Annotated in this window: 14 protein-coding genes and 1 pseudogene; 1 reads left to right on the top strand and 14 read right to left on the bottom strand. The window is 57.1% G+C overall.

Features of this window, described 5'->3' with window-relative positions; translation table 11 throughout:
- Window positions 1-1,497, top strand: a complete 1,497-nt coding sequence (gene betC / locus RA28_RS05950; RefSeq protein ID WP_052261289.1) for a choline-sulfatase — start codon at window positions 1-3, stop codon at window positions 1,495-1,497.
- Window positions 1,498-1,582: 85 nt separating this feature from the next.
- Here the strand turns inward: betC and RA28_RS05945 are convergent, their stop codons facing one another.
- From RA28_RS05945 to RA28_RS05885, 14 genes and pseudogenes are all read right to left on the bottom strand, one after another.
- Window positions 1,583-3,079 carry an aldehyde dehydrogenase (NADP(+)) gene (locus RA28_RS05945; RefSeq protein ID WP_039524536.1) on the bottom strand — a complete coding sequence of 499 codons (1,497 nt, stop codon included), beginning with the start codon at window positions 3,077-3,079 and terminating at the stop codon, window positions 1,583-1,585.
- Between the two features lie 10 nt (window positions 3,080-3,089).
- On the bottom strand, window positions 3,090-4,238 hold the full coding sequence (locus RA28_RS05940) for a fumarylacetoacetate hydrolase family protein (protein ID WP_039524533.1): 1,149 nt from the start codon (window positions 4,236-4,238) through the stop codon (window positions 3,090-3,092).
- Window positions 4,235-5,017 (bottom strand): alpha/beta hydrolase, encoded by a 783-nt coding sequence (locus RA28_RS22175; RefSeq protein ID WP_052261288.1) that lies wholly within the window; start codon window positions 5,015-5,017, stop codon window positions 4,235-4,237. Before RA28_RS22175 ends, RA28_RS05940 begins: the two co-directional genes overlap by 4 nt.
- A gap of 3 nt (window positions 5,018-5,020) precedes the next feature.
- A complete protein-coding gene (locus tag RA28_RS05930) occupies window positions 5,021-5,644 on the bottom strand; it encodes a helix-turn-helix domain-containing protein (RefSeq protein WP_039524530.1) in 624 nt (207 codons plus the stop codon).
- Window positions 5,641-6,990, bottom strand: coding sequence for a substrate-binding domain-containing protein (locus tag RA28_RS05925; RefSeq protein WP_039524526.1), 1,350 nt, complete (start codon window positions 6,988-6,990; stop codon window positions 5,641-5,643). Before RA28_RS05925 ends, RA28_RS05930 begins: the two co-directional genes overlap by 4 nt.
- Before the next feature lie 15 nt (window positions 6,991-7,005).
- Window positions 7,006-7,977 (bottom strand): ABC transporter permease, encoded by a 972-nt coding sequence (locus RA28_RS05920; RefSeq protein ID WP_039524522.1) that lies wholly within the window; start codon window positions 7,975-7,977, stop codon window positions 7,006-7,008.
- Window positions 7,974-8,918: an ABC transporter permease gene (locus RA28_RS05915; protein WP_039524519.1), complete on the bottom strand. Its 945-nt coding sequence runs from the start codon at window positions 8,916-8,918 to the stop codon at window positions 7,974-7,976. The genes RA28_RS05920 and RA28_RS05915 overlap by 4 nt, the downstream gene beginning before the upstream one ends.
- Window positions 8,915-10,432 carry a sugar ABC transporter ATP-binding protein gene (locus tag RA28_RS05910; protein WP_039524516.1) on the bottom strand — a complete coding sequence of 506 codons (1,518 nt, stop codon included), beginning with the start codon at window positions 10,430-10,432 and terminating at the stop codon, window positions 8,915-8,917. The genes RA28_RS05915 and RA28_RS05910 overlap by 4 nt, the downstream gene beginning before the upstream one ends.
- Before the next feature lie 61 nt (window positions 10,433-10,493).
- On the bottom strand, window positions 10,494-11,624 hold the full coding sequence (locus RA28_RS05905) for a substrate-binding domain-containing protein (protein ID WP_052261287.1): 1,131 nt from the start codon (window positions 11,622-11,624) through the stop codon (window positions 10,494-10,496).
- A gap of 25 nt (window positions 11,625-11,649) precedes the next feature.
- The gene (locus RA28_RS05900) at window positions 11,650-12,933 is read right to left on the bottom strand and encodes a metal-dependent hydrolase family protein (protein WP_039524508.1); all 1,284 of its coding nucleotides are present in this window, start codon (window positions 12,931-12,933) and stop codon (window positions 11,650-11,652) included.
- A gap of 325 nt (window positions 12,934-13,258) precedes the next feature.
- Window positions 13,259-13,492, bottom strand: a pseudogene (locus tag RA28_RS22985) (IS6 family transposase); the annotation flags it as partial.
- Between the two features lie 211 nt (window positions 13,493-13,703).
- A complete protein-coding gene (locus RA28_RS05895) occupies window positions 13,704-15,041 on the bottom strand; it encodes an adenylate/guanylate cyclase domain-containing protein (RefSeq protein WP_152612020.1) in 1,338 nt (445 codons plus the stop codon).
- Between the two features lie 297 nt (window positions 15,042-15,338).
- A complete protein-coding gene (locus RA28_RS05890) occupies window positions 15,339-16,949 on the bottom strand; it encodes an FAD-dependent oxidoreductase (protein WP_039524500.1) in 1,611 nt (536 codons plus the stop codon).
- Window positions 16,950-17,114: 165 nt separating this feature from the next.
- Window positions 17,115-20,258, bottom strand: coding sequence for an efflux RND transporter permease subunit (locus RA28_RS05885; protein WP_039524495.1), 3,144 nt, complete (start codon window positions 20,256-20,258; stop codon window positions 17,115-17,117).
- Window position 20,259 lies beyond the last annotated feature (1 nt).

Here is a 20,259-nt window from a genome sequence, read left to right as displayed (position 1 = left end):
ATGACCGACTCTCGCCCGAATATCCTGTTCTTTCAGGTCGACCAACTGACGGCCTCTGCCCTGCGCGCCTACGGAGACACAATCTGCCACTCCCCGACCATCGATGATCTGGCCACGCGTGGCGTCGTGTTTGAGACCGCTTATTGCAACTATCCGCTTTGTGCACCGTCCCGCTTTTCGATGGCAACAGGGCAGCTGTCGTCGAAAGTCGGCGCTTATGACAATGCAGCAGAGTTTTCAGCCGAGATTCCGACTTATGCGCATTACCTGCGCGCGGCGGGGTATCAAACAGCGCTGTCGGGCAAGATGCATTTCATTGGCCCAGATCAGTTCCACGGGTTTGAAAAGCGCCTGACAGCAGACCTGTATCCCGGTGATTTCGCCTGGGTTCCCAATTGGGAAAACGAGGGCAAACGCGACACAAACGATCCCCGGGCCGTGCGCATCGCAGGGATTTGCGAGCGGTCGGTTCAGATCGACTATGACGAAGAGGTTACGTTCAAGGCGATACAACATATTTTCGACATGGCCCGGGGCGATGACAAGCGTCCGTTCTTCCTGCAAGTCTCTTACACCCATCCGCATGAACCCTACCTGTGCCGGAAAGAGTACTGGGACCTCTACGAAGGAAAAGACATCCCAATGCCCGCCGTAGGGGCATTGTCGGAAAACGAACACGATCCTCACTCTGTCCGCTTGCTGAAGGATTTCGGCATGTTGGGCATTCAATTCAGTGATGAGGACGTGGCCCGAGCCATCCGCGCCTACTACGGATCGATCAGCTACATCGACAGCCTGATGACCCGGATCATGGATGCGCTACGGGCAACGGGGGCGGACCAGAACACTGTCATCATTTTCACCTCGGATCACGGCGAAATGCTGGGCGAACGGGGGATGTGGTTCAAAAAGCACTTCTTTGAGAAGTCGCTGCGTATTCCCCTGATTATCACCGGTCCCGGTATTGCCCCACAACGGGTGCAGGAATTGACGTCTCTCGTCGATCTTGTTCCCACACTGAATAGCATTGCCGGGATTGAAAGCCCCGTGGAGCCGCTGGAAGGCACGGACCTCTTGTCCCTGACTGACCGGAGCGACCCGCCCCCACAGCGCGCCGTCTATGCCGAATACTTGGCCGAGGCGACGAAGGTTCCGATGTTCATGATACGCCGCGAGAATTACAAGTTCATCTCGTCGTCCCATGATGGGATCATGCTGTTTGATCTACATAACGATCCGAATGAACGCACGAACCTTGCAGAGTCCGCAGACCATCGCGAATTGGTGGACAGCTTTGTCAATGAAGTCAACGACAAGTGGGATGAGGCCGCACTGATCCACGACATTGTTCTCAGCCAAAAGCGACGCGCCTTGGTTCGCAGGGCGATGGGACAAGGCACCAAACAGCGTTGGAATCACGGAGAGTCGGAAACGGACAAAGTTCTGTGGTACCGGGGAGAGCAAGGCTATAACGAATGGGCGTTTGACTATATCTGACCGCTTCCGGCGCGCCACTCCTCTCACCTAACAGTGAAAGGAGTGTTGCCAACGACGATCCAAAAAACCTCCGGTCTGTGGAACTTCATGCACTGATGCTGAATTCTTCGGGCAAGTTCTGATAGCAAACCGGTCGCAAGAAGCGTCGGATTGAGAGTGTCCCTACGCTGGTTGCCCCAAAGTTCGTTGAAGCGGGATATGGACCGCCATGCACCATGCTGTCGGCAACTTCGACGCCAGTGGGAAATCCGTTGAACAATACCCGACCGGCCTTACGTTCCAAAATGGGCAACAGCTGTGCGGCATGCGCACTGTCGTCAGGGTCCATATGAAGGGTCGCGGTCAACTGACCTTCCAGCGCCCGGGCGATTGAGGCGAAGGCAGTGATATCTTTTGCGACGACCACAACGCCCAACGGTCCAAAAACCTCATGCGCCAAGACTGGATTGGCTTCGAAAGCGTCGGCAGAAACCCGGTAAAGAAAGGCACCCGCATCGCGGTTCTGTGTTGTTCCAGAGACCACCGTCGTCACATCTGGCGTCGATGCAATCCGATCCCGACCCTCACAAAACGCTTGGGCAATGCCGTCTGTCAGCATCGTTTGCGGAACGGTTTCTTGCATTGCGGCAGCAGCTTGGGAGATGAATGCCTCGGAATCCGGGCCTTCTGGGACAACGGCGATCCCGGGATTGGTGCAGAACTGCCCTGCCCCCATCGTCAAGGACGCAGCCCACCCCTGCGCGATCTCGGTGCTACGTGACTTAAGCGCTCCGGGCAGCAGGAACATCGGATTGACCGATCCCAACTCGCCAAAAAACGGGATCGGTTCATCTCGCGCCGCACAAAGGTCGAACAGGGCGCGACCACCGCGCAAGGACCCTGTGAAACCGACCGCTTTGATGAACGGGTTCTGAACCAACGCGCCACCAACGGCGACGCCGCCATCCTGCACAAAGCTGAAAACGCCCGGATGCAGGTCCAGGGCCTTTCGCGCGTCGTCAATCGCTTCGGCCACGATCTCACCTGTACCCGGATGCGCAGGATGACCTTTGACCACCACTGGACACCCCGCGGCCAAAGCTGCTGCGGTATCACCGCCAGCAGTTGAAAAGGCCAAGGGAAAGTTCGACGCGCCAAAGACGGCCACTGGACCAATCGGGCGTTGCACCATCTTCAGATCCGGGCGCGGCAAGGGCTGACGGTCCGGCAAGGCCGCGTCGTGGCGGTAATCCAGATATGCGCCATCGCGGATATGATCGGAAAAAAGGCGCAGTTGCCCGGTTGTGCGACCCCGCTCGCCTTCCAGCCGCGCAGCTGGCAGACCGGTTTCAGAACAGCCGATTTCTGTGACCTCTGACCCGCGTTTTTCAATCTCATCAGCGATGCGTTCCAGAAACGCCGCACGATCTTCGCGTTTGGAATACCCATATGTCCAAAAGGCATCTTCGGCAGCTGCGCAGGCTTCCGCGACCAGTGTCGGCGTACCCGCAGAATAAGTTTTGGCGACTCCGGTGGCAGGGGCAGACTGAAAGCTGCCCTCGCCCGCCACCCACCGTCCGGCAATCAGGCTGTTTCCATTCATTGGTCGTTCCTTAGATCAATTTGCGTGCAGCAAGGTTTTTCATAAGTGCGCTTGTCCCAAAGACCCAGGGCGGGCATTCGGTCGACAGGCGTACCGTATTGGCCAGCCGCCCAAGCGCGGGGTTCGATATTTCGACCAGATCGCCCATTTTGTGGGTGAACCCACCGCCGGGTGCATCCCGATCCTGTGTCGGCGCAAACAACGTACCCAGCATAAGAAAGAACCCATCAGGGTATTGGTGGTGTGCGCCACGCGCTTGCGCCACCAGGTCTTCCGGATCTCGGCTGATTTCGGCCATTGAACTTTTTCCGTGCAATTCGAACCCTTCTTCGCCGGTCACGCGCAATGTCAGTTCAACTTGGCGAACGTCATCAAGACCGAAACTGTCATCGAACAAGCGCAGCATGGGGCCGATGGCGCAAGAGGCATTGTTGTCCTTTGCCTTGCCCAGCAACAAGGCTGAACGCCCTTCGATATCGCGCAGGTTCACGTCATTGCCTAGGGTCGCGCCTTTGATACGGCCCAAGCTGTCCACTGCAAGAACCACCTCGGGTTCGGGGTTGTTCCAGGTTGAGATCGGGTGCAGACCGATGCTTGCGCCAAAGCCCACCGCCGACATTGCCTGAGATTTGGTGAATACTTCGGCATCCGGTCCAATTCCCACCTCAAGGTATTGCGACCATACATCTTCCGCGATCAAGGCTTCTTTCAGCGCCATCGCCTTGTCTGACCCGGGCACAACCGCGCGCAAGCTGTCGCCCAAAATCTCGGTGCAGCGAGCCCGAATTGCGTCTGCTTTGGCCGGATCGCCCTTGGCCTTTTCTTCGATCACGCGTTCCAGCATCGACGACACAAAAGTCACGCCGCACGCCTTGATCGGCTGCAAGTCGGAAGGTGCCAGAAAATAGGGCTTCGCGGCGTCCGGAGCTTCGGTCGAGTTGGTAACAACCTCGTCAATGCTCCCAATGACTGTGCCATCAGAGGTTTGGGCGACCGCAGCCGGATCTTCCGATTCAAGCAATGCCTGCATTGTTGGCAGGTCTGGCGAGGTGATGTCGAGCAGACCGTCGCCCCGGCGCACCACAAGCGCGGGACCTTGCGCCTGCGGCAGCCAGACCCGGCCGACGAACGTTCCTGTATCGGGTAAATTCGGTGTCATTTGGTGTTTCCCAGAGAATAAAGTTTGGACAGAAGCGCGTCGACCCGATCACAAGCAGCCCACGTTAAGGACATGTGGTCGGCCTCGTCAATCAAATGCCAATCAGCGTTGACAGATTGCGACATCAATGCGCCGCCTCGAAGATACTCGGAGGTTTCCGCACTGCCGTTCACGTAAAGAACGGGCGGACGGTCAGACTGAGGCGACAGTGTGAATTCTGCGACTTCGTCCGACGACAATGCCAATTCGGACTGCAGAAAAGACAACCTCACCGGGGCCAGATCATACACCCCGCTGAGCGCGAGAACCCCAAGTGTTCGCGCCGCCAACTCCGGATCGGTCACGGCGGACAAGGCAAGATGCGCTCCGGCGGAATGCCCGACCAGCACGAACTGAGCGTTTGGAAAAATCCCGGACAACGCGCGCAAGGCCAACTTGGTGTCGGCGACGACATCGGCCAACCGAACTTCGGGCATCAGGCGATATTCGACGTTGGCAACCGCCGCCCCAGCCGACAGGAAGCTGGGTATCATGAAACGATGTGTCTCTGCCTGCAGCGCCCGCCAATAGCCGCCGTGGACGATCACGGGCAGCACGGCCTGAGGGCCAGTGCCCTCGGCCCACTCCACCCATTGCCGGGGGTGATCGCCATACACAGCGCGAGAAAACTGCAACTGCTCCGAGACGGAACGACTGTCCTGCGCCATGCGTTCCAGCGCTGCGGCAAAATTCGGAATAACCTCGGAAAACTTGAACTGACGATCCCAGAAAGCCTGCATAATTCAGGTCGCTTCCTCTTTGGTTTGCCCAAAAGCCTGTTGCAATGCACGGATATGCAAATCGCTGGCACCACGCGTTGCATTCAAGACCAGACCGATCAACGCGATGCTGCTGGTAGAGCTTTCAACGGGGATCAATGCCACAGTGGTACGCCTGGCGACCGACCCTTCAAACCAGCGCAAACCGACTTCCGAAACGTCGCCAATCACAAGGTCGGGGATGGATTCGAACCCGTAAGACGGCTGCACAGTCATTCCGCGCGTCTCACGGCCTATCGTGTAGGGGCCCATATGAAGTTCCATATCCTGCGCAACGGCCAGAAAGGATGTGAGTTGCGTGCTCTGCCGCAGTTGCAGGAGGATCGGCTGCACCAACGGTGCCAGCCGTCCCAGGCCAAATCCCTGCAGGCCAACGCGAATGGCAGACATTCCGGGCAAATAGTGTCCGTGCGCGTCCCGGCGCAACATCCCCTCAGCCTCAAGCGTGGCGGTGTGGCGATAGCCGCTGCTTGCGGGCACCCCGGCCGCCCGGATCAATCCCGCCGGAGAGGCAAGGGCATCACGCCCCGGCGCCGATATGAGGGCTTCAAAAGCGTCGACTGCGCGGGCGTAGGCAGAATGGGTCATCCGATAGCGCTCCTTTTTTTGGTTCGTTTGTCTCGGCGCAGGGCCGGGCCTTGCGAGAGGATTGCGTCGTCCGGCAAATCCCAAGCGACATGCAGTTCAGCCCAGCCGTCTGCTTTGACCGAGGCGGTTTCAAGCCCCCGCGGCAGCACGATCTGCACGGGTTCCTCAACGCGCCGCGGCACCGTATTCCCACCAAGGATATCCAAAGCCAGTCCCAGCGCCCGTGCGCCCATACTGGCCGGATAGTCCAGCGCGGCCATCGGTGCCCTGTGGTGCAGACAGAGTTTGTACATTTCGTTCAAATCGCCGCCGGTATGGGCCGGGATTTCGAATCCGCCATCCAGAAAGCGTTTGACTGAACCCACACCTTGCAAACCGCTGTCACACCAGACCCCGTCTGGTGGACGGCGCGCCTCGGCCAGAACCTTTTCGATTGCGTCGTAGCCACCCGCTTCGGTCCAGTCGGTATAGCTAACGTTTTCAACCCTGATGTTTGGGAAAGCAGAAAAGGCCGCCAGTGCAGCTTGCTGTCGGCGCAGGGCTGGGCTGGCCCCTTCAAGCCCGCTCAGCATCCAGACGCGACCCTGGCCTGAGAGGGTTTCAGCCATCCATTGCGCGCTGATACGTCCGATCCGGCTGTCCGACGCTGTGACAAATGAAACCAGCGAAGAGCGATCGTTTGGCCGTCGGTCCACGGCCACGATCGGCAGGCCTTGGTCGGCCAGCTCGCCCAGCCGGTCACTCAGCGCTTGATCATTGACCGAGGTAATGGAGATCAGCAAAAGATCTATGCCCTGCGACACCAGCTCATCAATCTGCAAAAGCTGTAAGGCCGGGTCGTCCTGTGCATCCAGCACGATCAGGGCTTCAATCTGAGATTGGGCAATCCGTTCCGCGTAATACAGACTTTGCAACATGGCGCGGCGCCATGCGTTGCTGGTTGACGCGTTGGAAAAACCGATACGAAATGGGGCCGCGCGCCGATACCGGCTTGCATCGACAGTTCGAACCAACGCCGGGTCCCACTCCAGGTCTGGTGCATTGCCTTTCATTTCCGCTGCCGAAACCCCCGGTCTTGCCGAGAACTTTTTCCCTTCGGTGGATTCCGGAACCTCAAGTGCAGCGTAGATCAGGCTTCTGGCCTTGGGACCCAGTCGCAGAAAACCGTGGTCGAACCGTTCCAACCAACCTGCAGCCACCATTGCCCGCAGCAAGCCAAAGCCGGTCGAGCGGGTAACGCCCAGATCTTCAAGGATGTCATGCGTTCGACGCGGTGTATTGCCTGCGTCGAACCCTTTCAGGATCGTCGCAATGCGTTGCACATTTGATTTGTCATCCTGGGACATGGGCGTTGCTCTAGATCAGCCTTGCGACCGTTTCATGTACACGGCCGCTGCAAGGATAATCAGCGTGCCTTTGATCACCAACTGCAACTCGATGGACAATCCCAGAATGACGACGATGTTGAACAAAGACACCAGTATCAACGCCGCCAGCAAAACTCCGGGGACGGAGCCCTTGCCACCCGATAACGCCGCGCCACCGATTACAGCCGCTGCGATGCTGTCCAACTCGTAGCCGCGGCCCGTCCAGTTATCGACGATCCCGACATAGCCCACCAGAAACAGCCCTGCGATGGCCGCCAGTACACCAGAGATGACAAAGGCCATGACGACCAGCAACTTGGTTGGTGCTCCGGTCATATAAGCGGCTTCGGGACTATCTCCGTAGAGTTTCAATCGACGGCCAAAGACGGTGCGTTCCAGCAGCCAGTGCATCCCAAACCCAACGACGGCTAACGCAATCAATGCGACGGGAATTCCAAGAATGTCACCAGTCGCGAGCCATCGGAACATTTCCGGTAAGGTCCCGCCCGGCGCGCCCTTTGTGTAAGCAAAGCGTATGCCCTGCAGCACGATCATCGTGGCCAGTGTCGCAAGAAACGGGGTCACCTTCCGATAGGCCACGAGATAGCCGTTGATCGCGCCGATGAACGCGCCCAACAGCAGACCCACGATGAAGATCACCGGTGTTGAATCGATCAGTGCGGTCGATAGAACTGCGACCGTAGCCATGATCGAAGCGACCGACAGGTCGAGACCACGCACGATAATCACGATCATCTGACCGATGACAACAAAGCCCAGCGGTGCGGCCTGAATCAGAATGTCCTTCAGGTTTGCAGGTGTCAGAAACCGTGGCGACAAAGCTGTCGTCACTGCCCAAATCACCGCGAGAAACCCTAGCAGAATCAGGAGCTCTCGGCGCTGTGTCGCGCGCACTGTATTGCGGTTGGGTTTGGAGTTTGCGGGGTTTGTGGCGGTCGCGGTCATGACTTGCCCTTTCCTGCAAAGAATGAAACGGCCGCAATGATGATCAGACCTTCGGCGATCCACTGGTAGTAGCTGGAGATGTTCATAAAGTTCAGAACATTGGCAAGAAACGCCAGTAGGATCACCGCCAGCGCGGTTCCCAGGACGCCGCCTTTGCCTCCGGCCAGCAGCGTACCGCCAACAATCACTGGCGTGATTGAGCGAAGGTCGAACCCAACGCCCGCTCGCGGGTCGCCGACGCCGAACCGTCCAGTCATGTACATGGCGGCGACGGCGCATAGCAGACCTGACAGTGCATAGATCGCCACCTTGGTCTGTCTCACCGGCAAGCCTGAAACGGCCGCAGCGGCCTCGTTGTCACCGATGGCATAGATGCGGGTGCCGAAGGTCGTGCGCCACAGCATGAAGCCGATCAGCAGATACAGCGCGATGACAAAAATCATGCCAAAGGGCATCACGCCCAGACGGCCATATGTGAAATCCTCAAAGAACAAAGGCACCGAGCCCGAAGGTTGGCGGGTGATCAGCAGCGCAGCGCCCGCAAGGATCGTCGACGTCCCAAGCGTGGTGATCAGCGGGTGCACACCGACATAGGCTGTGATGCCTCCGTTGATCATGCCAATCAGAATGCCGAGGGCGACCACGGCAGCCATTGCCAACAACAAGGCACCCGCCGAGTCCCCGGCTATGGCCGCAAAGACCACGCAGAGGAAACTTAGCGCCCCGGCATAGCTGAGGTCGATGCCGCCAGATAATATCACGATAGTCTGCGCCAGGGCGACAATCGCAAGGGCGACCATCTGATCCTGTACATTGGCCATGTTGAGCGGGGTTGCAAAGCGGTCCGAGGCCGAAAAGCCAATCACGAAGACGATGGCAATCAGGGCGATGACAACCAGATGAACGGGCTGGGCGCGTGTGGCGCGTGCGATCGTGCTCATGCCGCTACTCCGTGATGGGTTGAGGTTTCGGCGGCGGCCACGGTGATGATCGCCTCTTCGGTGATCTCATCTCCGACCAGCTCTTTCGCCAGTTCACCGTCGCGCATGACGTGGACGCGGTCACACAGCCCTACGATTTCGATCAGTTCGGACGAGATCACCAACAAGGCCATACCTTCGTCCGCCAACTCGCGCAGGGTCTTGTAGATCTCGGATTTCGCACCGACATCTACGCCGCGTGTTGGCTCGTCGAGGATCAACAGTTTGGGGCGGTTCTCAAGCAAGCGTGCAATCAACACCTTTTGCTGGTTGCCCCCGGATAGCGCCGAGATCGGCAGGCCCACATGGTCAACCACCACGCCGCGCCGGTCCTTCAGAACCGCTGCGCGACGCTCCTCATGCCCCGGCGGTATGGCATTGTGATGCACACCAAACCCTGGCGTCGTCGCTGCGAAGTTCCGCGCGACCGAGGAGTTAAGGAAAAGCCCATCATCCTTGCGGGACTCGGTTAGCATCAATATGCCCGCTTCGATACAGCCCGCCGGATCACGGTGCGGCATCGGCTCACCCATTAAGCTCACATTGCCCGTCGAGGGGGCCGCGCCGAACAGAGCAAGCGCCAGTTCGGTTCGGCCGGAACCGACCAGACCCGCCAGCCCGACAATCTCGCCCGCATGAACATCCAGACTGGCAGGCGGAAGGTGCGGAGCAACCAGAAGGTTCTCAACCTCCAGCACCTTCTCGCCCGCCGTTGGGTTCGCGGCCTTGTGCGGGAAGAGGTCACCAAGCTCGCGCCCCACCATGGCAGCAATCACGCTGTCATGGGTATAATCCGTGGTCGGCCCTTTCGAGGTCACGACCCCGTCCTTTATCACCGTGATGTCGGTGCAAATTTCGAAAATCTCATCCAGCCGATGCGAGACATAAACCAGCCCCATACCGCGTTCCCGCAAGTCATTGATGATGCGGAACAGGTGCTTGGTTTCATTCTGGCTCAGCACGGCTGTTGGTTCATCCAAGATCAGAACCTTGGCTTCGACCCTTAAGGCCTTGGCAATCTCAACCATCTGCTTGTCGGCAACGGACAGGGTTTCAACCAGATCGTCAGGGTTCAGAGAAATCCCCAGATCATCCAGCAACGCCTGCGCATCCCGCTTCAACGCCCTGCGGTCGATCAGACCCATCTTGGTGCGCGGTTCGGCACCCAAATAAATGTTCTCGGCAATCGAAAGAGCTCCCAGTACTGAAAACTCCTGATGCACGACCGCGATCCCTGCGGCAAGACTTTGGCGCGGATCAGACCAACCTGCTTCCCGGCCTTCGAACTCCACATGTCCGCCGGTCGGCGTGTAGAGCCCGGTCAGCAGTTTGATCAGGGTCGACTTGCCTGCCCCATTCTCACCGCACAGCGCGACGGAATGGTGGCCGTGGACTTCGAACTCAATCCCTTTGAGAACTTCGTTCGGACCAAATGACTTGCTGAGGCCGCGCGCGGCCAGATATGGCTGTGCCATTGTTTTCTCCTCCCGTGGTGGCGGGGCGGTGTGATGCCGCCCCTGCCCGCTTTGATCCCGATTACTTGGGATAGACCGCCGAGAATGTGGCCGGGTCGTAGTCGGCCCCAACGCCCGAGGACATGATGACGGAACCCGGCTTGTCCATCAGCGCATAGTCCGCGACAAACACGTCGGCCTGCACGGATGGTGTTTCGTGCCCTTCAGACACAACCACCTGCTGGTTTACTTCGATCCGCTTCGGAATGCCTTTGCCGTCCAACACGTCGAACAGAATCTCGAAGGCACGGGCACCCATCGCTGGTGGATAGTCGATGCCAACCATCGGCACGTCGTTGTTCACCGACAGCTGATACATCGCGTTGAAGTCACCACCGGTGTGCGGCGGGATGGTGCCCGCCTCGTATCCGGCGGCCAGGAATGCTTCGATCGAGCCCGAGCCTTGCAGACCCGAGTCGGCCCAGACGCCCGAGATTTCATCCCCGTATTTCTGGATCAGCGCAGACATGATCGTCTTGCCGTTGGCAGGCGACCAGCTGGTATACTGGGTTTCCAGAACCTCCAACTCGGGGAATTGGTTGAACACCTCCATCGCGGCCTGAATGCGGGCCTCGGCTGGGGATGCCCCGGCCAGACCGCCCAGCATCACGACTTTGCCTTTTCCGTCCAGCTTCTCGGCCAGCCATTGGGCTGAAATCCGTCCCAACGCCTGATCAGACGCTGTGACAAAGCTGATGAAGTTCTCGTCCGAAGGCACCGAACGGTCGACCAGAACCACAGGGATACCCTGCCGTTTGGCGCGGCGAATGACCGGGTCCATCGCCTCGGCTGTGGCTGGCGAGATCAACAGGATATCGACGCCTTGCGCGATCAGGTCCTGGACATCTGCGGCCTGTTTGCTGGGGTCGTCATTGGCGTCGGTTATGATGAAGCGGCTCAGCTTGTCCGCGTTGCGCTCTGCTGCTGCTTCGATGCCGTGCAACATCGCGACGCGCCACGGGTTCGAGATCGAGGCGTTCGAAAAACCGATCGTATACGGCCCCTCTTTCTTGTACTCGGCGGCGTCATAGATTTCCGACGCGCCGGGGTTCCACAGAAAGGTGCGCGGCACCCCTTGATATCCATCCGCCATCGCCGATCCGGCAAACAGCCCCAGAGTCGCGGCTGCTGCCGCGGTTTTCAAAATACGCATGCGTTTCCTCCCTAACGTATTGATTTTATTCGGCAGCGCGGATCAAGCCGCCTGCATTGATTCCAGTCCGGGGGTCTTTGAACATCACCCCGTCCTTCATGATCATCGACAGGTTCTCTTGATGCTGAACCAGGCTCACATCTTTGGTGACGTCGCCTTTGACCAGCAGTAAGTCGGCCAGAAAGCCCTCTTTGACCTGACCGATCTGGTCTTCCATCTGCATCAGTTGCGCGCCGACTGTTGTGGCACACCGCAACGCTTCGACGGGCGAATAGCCGAAGTACCGGACAAAGTGTTCGATATCGCGGGCGTTCTGACCCATCGGAGTGACCGCAAAACCATAGTCACCGCCGACCGCCACGCGCAGCCCGCGTTTGCGGATTTCATGGTAAGTCGCGCATGTGGCGTCGAACTTGCGGAACAGGTTGAGCTGCTCGGCGACCTCTTTGGTGATGCCGACCACTTCGCCCTCGCGGGTCGCGTTGTGAACCAGTCCAAAGGCGGGACCCAGGATAACGCGATCCTTCGCGTCCTCGAGCATGTCGAGCGCTTCCTCATCGGCAAAGTCGCAATGGTAGATGCAATCGAGGCCATGCCGCACAGCCATTTTCACGGACTCTGATGATCGCGCATGGGCGGCGACCGTCTTTCCATATTTGCGCGCCACGGCCATGAAAGCGGCGAGTTCATCATCCTCCAGCGGTGTGATTTCAGCCCGTGCAAATGACACGAACTCATCCCCGGAAATGTTGATTTTCATGTTGTCGACATTGTCCCGCACGCATTCCCGAGCAACTCGGCGCATCTCAATGGGACCGTCTGCGACCAGACCGAAGCTTTCCTGATATATGTGGCGCTTACGCTCATCTCCCAAGCCCGCGGTCGTGGTGATCTCGGGGCTTGAGGCACGCATTCGCGGGCCGTCCAGCATCCCTTCATTAATTGCATCCCGTGCCGTCACGCCCAGCATAGGCTTGGCCGAGGCCGCTTCGAAGATCGACGTAAAGCCGTGACTCAAGAGCAAACGCAGGTTTTGCGCTGTCAGCAGCATATGCTGTTCGGGACAAAGTTGACCAAGCTCCCATGGCTCGCCAACGCCAGTAAAACTCGGGTGGCAATGGCCTTCGACCATGCCCGGCATCAAAGTGTGCCCTGTGCCGTCGATAACTTCGCCCGACAGTTCTGCCGGAGTGTCTTCGCCCTTGGCAATTGAGGTGATCTTATTCCCCGAAATTGTGACAACACCGGGGTAGCGTGCCTCAGATACGCCATCCCAAATCTGTGCACCCTTTATGGTGATTTGTGACATGTTTTCCTCCCAACCCGCTGGAACTCACGCGCCGCGGTCGAGAAAAACCTGCATCAAATTCTGATCATTTCTTAGTGTGAATGATCTCAAATGTTACCATATTTTGGACTAATGCGAATTATGGATTCTTCGAACCAAGAACCCAAAGACTAGTGGTATCAGGCAAATTCACACAAAGCTCACGCCGGTAACTTAAAGCGTGAAACACATCGAACCAGTCTCAGTTTGCCGCGGAAATCGTGAAGCTATCCGGAACAAAGTTGACGCCACTCGGCGCGAGCGGCGGCGCGTTTCAGCTTGTAGGCGGCTCTGCTGTCAACCAATCTTTGCTGGTTGTCCGCCGCTCCTGCACATGCTTCGGACTGGTCTCAGCAGCAAACATCGGGCCGAACCTGTTCCACTAATAGCGGACAGTTTCGTGGCTCTCGTCGATGCCCCGCTCGTATGGAAGGTTTTCGGCAGTTCGAAGCGAGGGCCGGAAGCGGAAGTGCAGCAGAACCGCAAGGCTGATGATTTCGGGACTGGTTGTGAAGCATTTGGAGGAGGCAGGTCTGGCTATTCGCAAAATCCACGCAACCGCCCTAGCCCGCTCGAGCAAGGTTCTTCTGACCAGACCTGAAGAAGGAGTTTGAAGCCCGATACCAAGACCGAAATTCCGAAGTGGCCGGCACTGAGCGTTTCTGCCATAGCCGAAGAACTCAGAAAGGAAACCGGACACTAGGTTTGTTTTTTGCCGTTCGATTCCTGAGGGCTCTCTCTTTAGGCATTCATCACTGTCTCTTTGTGCCAAAAACGGCGACAGGTTTGGTCAGGCCGCTGATTTCAATTGAACCAAAGCTGTGCATCTGATCGCCCCCCGACAGAGCGGCATTGGTTGCGGCATCCAAAAGCATCGCCGCACCGAGCGATTTGCATTTGGCTTCCAACCTGGAAGCAAGATTGACGGGGTCTCCGTACACCGTGAAAGACTGACGCGTGTCGGACCCGATCGTGCCTGTGACCAGTTCCCCGCTTGCAATGCCAATCCGGATCGAAAACCCATGCCTGGCGGCGGTCGCGTGCAAGGCCACTGCAGTTCTTATCGCAGCGGCGGCGGGCGTTTCGACTTTGACCGGTGCATTATACGTGACGAGAAATCCGTCGCCGAGGTAAGAAATCACGATCCCATTCTCGGCTGAAACATCCTGCGTCGCGTCCGTGAGAAAGACATCCAGACGTTTGATCACCTCGTCTGGAGAATGCACCGAGGAAAAGCTTGTAAACTCGGCAATATCCATAACCAGTGCTGTACCAAACGACTGCTGGGGTTTTAGCGGCGCGTTGTCGTCGATTAGCTTCTTCGCAATCTCTTCAGGCAGGTATTTTCCAAGAAGGACTGACACATGTTGCCGTTTTGCGCGTTCGCGACCGCGCTCCAGATCCGCTTCAACTTGTGCGAAGAAGACTGCTCGGGCCCTATACACGGCAATTGCCAGTATGCATGTCGCAAACATCAGCATTCCGGTTTCCTCGATGCGGTTGCCACGACCAATGAAGTCTATCGAAAGAAACACGGCCTCGTAGGTTTCGCGGGTGGCCATCGCAGACATGTCTGCCCATGACAGTGTCCGTTCCATCGGCACCGTGACCCAAATGAAAGCCGCCCACCATCCAAGCACGCAAAGGCCGCCAGTCCAGAGCACCAGACGCCACGAGAGGCTGAGGCACGATAAAGCGATAATCGGAAAGAGGTAGTAAATTCCATAGGCGCGGAACGCGATGATCTGCGGCACATCGTCGGCCCTGCTTATCGGGACGAGCGCAAAAAGAGAACAGATAGCCAGTGAATCAAGCGCATAGACGCCATATTTGATCCACGCCCTGTCATAGCCGGTGCCTATCAAGACAAGATGGGTGACGCCAATTGCCGTGAACGCGAACAAAGCGAAAGTCGTCACTTGCCGCGTACTGAACTCTGGAAACAACAGTGTTGAACCCAGGTACCAGAAAAAAGCTGCAGCGGTAATGAGAGTGCGACAGGCAATCGCCAAGCGTAATCCGCGCTGCTCGGCTTTTACGAGTCTTCTTTCGGCCTCCATCGCGAATCTTTGTGTTTCAGTTTCGGTCAAATCTGGCTCCGCCGATCGGGAATTTGGTCAAATACTGCCATCGCAGGTCACGGAAGCTAATGTTTCCAATTTGAACGACATCCAATGTCTCGTGACTGGCATTTCGGCCTTCTTGACCAACGAGCCAGAAACGCAGAAAAAGCGCTGCCATTTTTGACCCAAACTCCTCTGAGGACCAAATCAACCTAGCAAAAAGGCCCGACTTGAGACCGCGTTGACAAAGAAAAGTCTCTGTGTGGTTGTATCCTGACCAGCCAAGGCAGGACAGCAAAGTAACTCATGTGCAGAGAAAAACATTCAGTTCTGCAGGTATTCCCAAGCTTGAGATATGACAACTGACCCCTCACCCACCGCAGAGGCAACACGCTTGACCGACCCCGCGCGCACATCGCCCACGGCGAAAATACCGGGGCATGACGTTGCGAAAGACGATCCGGCATCCACCTCGTTGCCCGTGACCACAAAGCCACGCGCGTCCAGTTGGCAGCTCTGCGACAGCCATTCGGTATTGGGTGCAGCCCCAACCATTACAAATGCGGCGCTGCAATCGAGCGGCCAGTCTGATCCGTCACGCTCGATGACAACACTGGACATGGCTTCGTTCCCAAGAAGTGTTTTTAACTGAGACTTGTAGTGGATGGTGACCGCCGGATCCGCCTCTAACCTGGACAGCAGGTAATCGGACATGGACGCAGCCAGGCTATCTCCTCGTACCAGAACGTGGACATGTTTTGCGGATCGCGACAGGTACATCGCTGCCTGCCCGGCAGAGTTGCCGCCTCCAACGACGACGACATCCGTGCCCTTGCAATAGCGCGCTTCCATTTCGGTCGCGGCATAATAGATGCCCAGACCCTCAAAGTCCTTCAGCCTGTCCAACAGCAGGCGCCTGTACTGGACCCCCGTGGCGACGACAACAGAGCGTGCCCTTAGCTTTTGCCCATCATCCAGCGTTACACAAAACACGCCATCAGATTGCCTTTGCAATTGAGTGGCCCGTTTTGGGCGAACAAATCGGGTGCCAAACTTCATGGCTTGGACTTCCCCTCGCCATACAAGGTCTGCACCTGATATGCCTGTGGGAAATCCCATGTAATTCTCGATCCGACTGGATGTCCCGGCCTGTCCCCCAACCGCAAGATCCTCGACAACAATTGCAGACAGCCCTTCGGCACCAGCATAGACCGCAGCCGCGACCCCGGCCGGACCACCTCCAACAATCAAGACATCTATGACTTCTCGACATTCGTGGGATTGTTCGAGCCCAAGCAATCGGGCGACCTTGGCGGGCGTCGGGTTGTCAACCACCAGGCTGTCGCCAAAGATTACCGCCGGTTGATGGCCTGTCAGGTGACAGGCCAGCGCAGCCTCACTTGCATCCTCAGAACCCAAATCCATCGTTTGGAATGGGATCTTGTTTCGGATGGCAAACTCTTCGATTTGACGGATGTTGCGGTCCAGGTCCGCACCAATCAGTTTCAGGGAACTGTCATGGTCTTCGATTTGACGTCGGCGACGTGCGGAGAAAACAGAGATGACGATATCTGACATCTCGGGAATGCGGGACATTGCGTCCAGCATTTTTTCGCGCGGTACGGAGATAGCACGCGTGTCCTCTCTGGCACGCATCGGCAGCGAGTAAACACCGCCGCTGAGAAACGCGATCTCTCCCAGAAACTGCGTCGGTCCAAGAGACGTCGGCAGATAAGCCTCTCGGGTATGTGGGTCGATGACCTCAACCCGACCTTCGACAATATAGACAAACTGGTCCATCGGATCACCAACCTCAGCGATCATTTGACCTGCCTCGAAACTCACCTCGGTACCTAACGCCTTCAAAGTTTCGACATGGCTCTCGTGCAATGGTGTTCGCGTCATTTCGCGAAGATTGGCGGCGAGACTTTCCATGTTCGGATCTCCTGATAAACGGGGCTGTGACAAGACCTAGCGGCTGTTTCGAGATTTTCACCTGTTCCTTCAGCACTGCGACCTTCATATTGGGACTGCCGACACCATGGATACTGATACTGGCGACGTGAGCCTTGCAACTTGGTCGATCGCTGTCCCGTTGACCTACGCCGTGACTGGTCGCGCTGGGAAAACCGTCCGCATGGCAACATAGAAAACAGGTGTGAAAAACAGTCCAAGAAGTGTCACACCCGACATTCCAAAAAACACGGTCGTTCCAAGAGCTTGTCGCATCTCTGAACCGGGTCCGACTGCGATCATTAAGGGCAGAACGCCAAGTATGAACGCGAATGCGGTCATCAGTATTGGTCGCAGGCGCAATTGACTGGCTTCAACGGCGGCATCAATTGCCGATAATCCACGTTCTTCCTGCGCCTGTTTGGCGAACTCGACGATGAGAATGGCATTTTTTGCGGCAAGCCCCACAAGAACAATCAACCCAACTTGCGTCAGGATATTGTTGTCCATCCCTCGAAACATCACCCCCAACATCGCGCCCAGTACAGCGAGCGGAACGATCAGGATAATGACCATCGGAAGCGTCCAGCTTTCGTATAGCGCCGCAAGAAACAGAAAGGCGAACAGCACCGAAAAGGCAAAAATGTATGCTGCCGTATTGCCCTGATTCCGTTCCTGCAAAGCAAGCTCGGTCCATTCAAAATCCAGCCCTGGCGGCATGACGGCTTCTGCAAGTGCTTCCATTTCCAGCAATGCTTGGCCCGTTGATACACCGGGCGCAGGCGACCCCTGAACCGGCACCGACACCTGCTGATTATAGCGCTGAACCAAGGCGGGACCTGCGGTTTCACGGACGGTGACCAAGGTGCCCAACGGAACCAACGCTCCCGTTGCGGAACGGACACGCAGACTTCGAATATCGCTCTGGTTCAATCGAAACGGCTCGTCCGCCTGCGCGCGCACTTGGAATAGACGCCCGAAAGCATTGAAGTCGTTTACATAGGCAGATCCGAGGTTGATTGAGAGCGCTTCGAATATTTCGCCAATCGGAACGTTGAGCATTTGTGCCCGAACGCGATTGATCTCAAGGTACAGCTGCGGTGATCCGGACGAAAAGGTCGTGAACACGCCCTGAACCTTGTCCGACTGGCTGGCACTGCCCATGACAGCATAGGCAGATTGCAACACGCGGGACATGTCTGCGCTTTCAAGTTCCTGAAGCTGGAGTTTGAATCCACCACCAGTACCAACCCCGCGGACCGCCGGAGGTGCAATGGCGATGATGAAGGCTTCGCGCAGGGCCTGCATCCGGCCAAAAAGCTGGCCCACAATCGCCCCTGCGGCCAGCCCATTTTCCTGGCGGCTTTCAAAGCTCTCGAAGGTGGTGAAAATCACACCTTGATTGCTGGCATTGGTAAAGGTCGCACCAGAAAAGCCCGCAAATGCAACCGCGTTTGTGACCCCGGGCGTTTCCAATGCTATATCTGTCGCTTGTTTGATGATATCGTCGGTCCGGTCCAGTGCTGCACCGTCCGGCAGTTGCACCACGACGATGGCGTATCCCTGGTCCATTTCCGGGATGAACCCGGTCGGAACTTTTGTCGTGATCCAGTATGTTCCGCCCATCAGTCCGGCAAAGACCAAAAGGACGATGCCACGCATCCCGGTTGTACTGGACAAAGCGCGCACGCTCCGACCATAGGCGGACGCCAACGCATCAAAACCCCTGTTGAACCCATTGCTGATCGGGTCGGTGACAAGGGCCAGCGGGCTTCGTGTCGGCGAAATGGAGTTTGGTCTTAAGATCACTGCAGCCAACGCCGGCGAAAGGCTGAGTGAATTGATGGTCGAAATGACCGTTGCGACGGAAATCGTCACGGCAAATTGCCTGTAGAATTGGCCGGTAATACCGGGAACCAACGCAGCTGGCACAAAAACAGCGATCAGAACCAATGTCGTCCCGATGATCGCATTTTGAACCTCGTCCATGGTGCGGGCAGACGCATCCCTAGGAGACATGCCATTTTTGATGTTTCGTTCAACGTTTTCGACCACAACGATCGCATCGTCCACGACGATTCCAATTGCCAGAATGAGCCCGAAAAGCGTCAGCAAGTTCAGGGAATAGCCCAGCGCCAGCATCACCGCAAATGTCCCGATAAGAGATACGGGAATGGCGATCAACGGTATGATGGCCGTTCTCCAGCTCTGCAAAAAGACGACGATGACGACAACGACCAGCAACACCGCTTCGAACAGAGTTCGATAGACGGCGTTCACTGAGGCTTCGATGAACTCCGTCGGGTTGTAGACCACCTGATATTCAAGTCCGGACGGGAAATCCTGTGACAGTTCTTCGACAACGGTCAAAATCTCATCCGCTGACGCCAACGCGTTTGAACCCGGTCGCTGAAAAATGCCAAGGGCCACGGCTGGTTTGTTGTTCAAGTACGAGTTGGTCACGTAAGAACGCGCTCCGATCTCAACCCGCGCCACATCCCTGACCCGCACAACTCGCCCATCGTCTGTAGACTTGACGATAACACGACCGAATTGGCGTGGATCTTCCAATCGGCCTTGCGTTGTAAGCGTCACCTGAAATGCGCTGTCCGTCGCATTGGGTGGCGATCCCAGCGACCCACCCGAAACCTGAACGTTTTGTTCACGCAACGCCGCGACGACATCGCCTGACGTTAACCCGAGAGAGCCAAGCCGGTCGGGATCCAACCACACACGTGCCGAAAACTCTCGCTCGCCGAAAATAATCAGATCACCAACACCATCAAGACGCACAAGGCGGTCCCTGACGCGTGAACGGGCGTAGTTCGACACGTAAAGCTGATCAAAGGTCTCATCTGGCGACAGCATATGGATAACCATCATGAGATCGGGCGAAGACTTGTTCGTCGTGACGCCGAGCGCTCTGACTTCTTGTGGCAGGCGAGGTTCCGCAATGGCGACCCGGTTCTGGACAAGAACCTGAGCAGCGTCGAGATTGGTGCCCAGTTCAAAGGTGATCGTTAGTGACATGGAGCCGTCAGCGGTCGAATATGACGACATGTAGAGCATGCCCTCGACCCCGTTGATCTCTTGCTCCAACGGCGTCGCGACCGTTGCAGCGATCGTTTCGGCATCCGCCCCGGGATAACTCGCCCTGACCACAATCGATGGTGGCGCGATTTCAGGGTATTGCTCGACAGGCAGTTCGAAATACGCGATCAACCCAACGATTGTTGTTACAACCGCGACCACGATCGCGAAGATGGGGCGAGTGACGAAAAAACGTCCCATA

Source organism: Ruegeria sp. ANG-S4 (genome assembly GCF_000814005.1).
GTDB lineage: Bacteria > Pseudomonadota > Alphaproteobacteria > Rhodobacterales > Rhodobacteraceae > Ruegeria.
The sequence above is the reverse complement of the archived record's forward strand: the minus strand, read 5'-3'. Positions and strand labels throughout refer to the sequence as shown.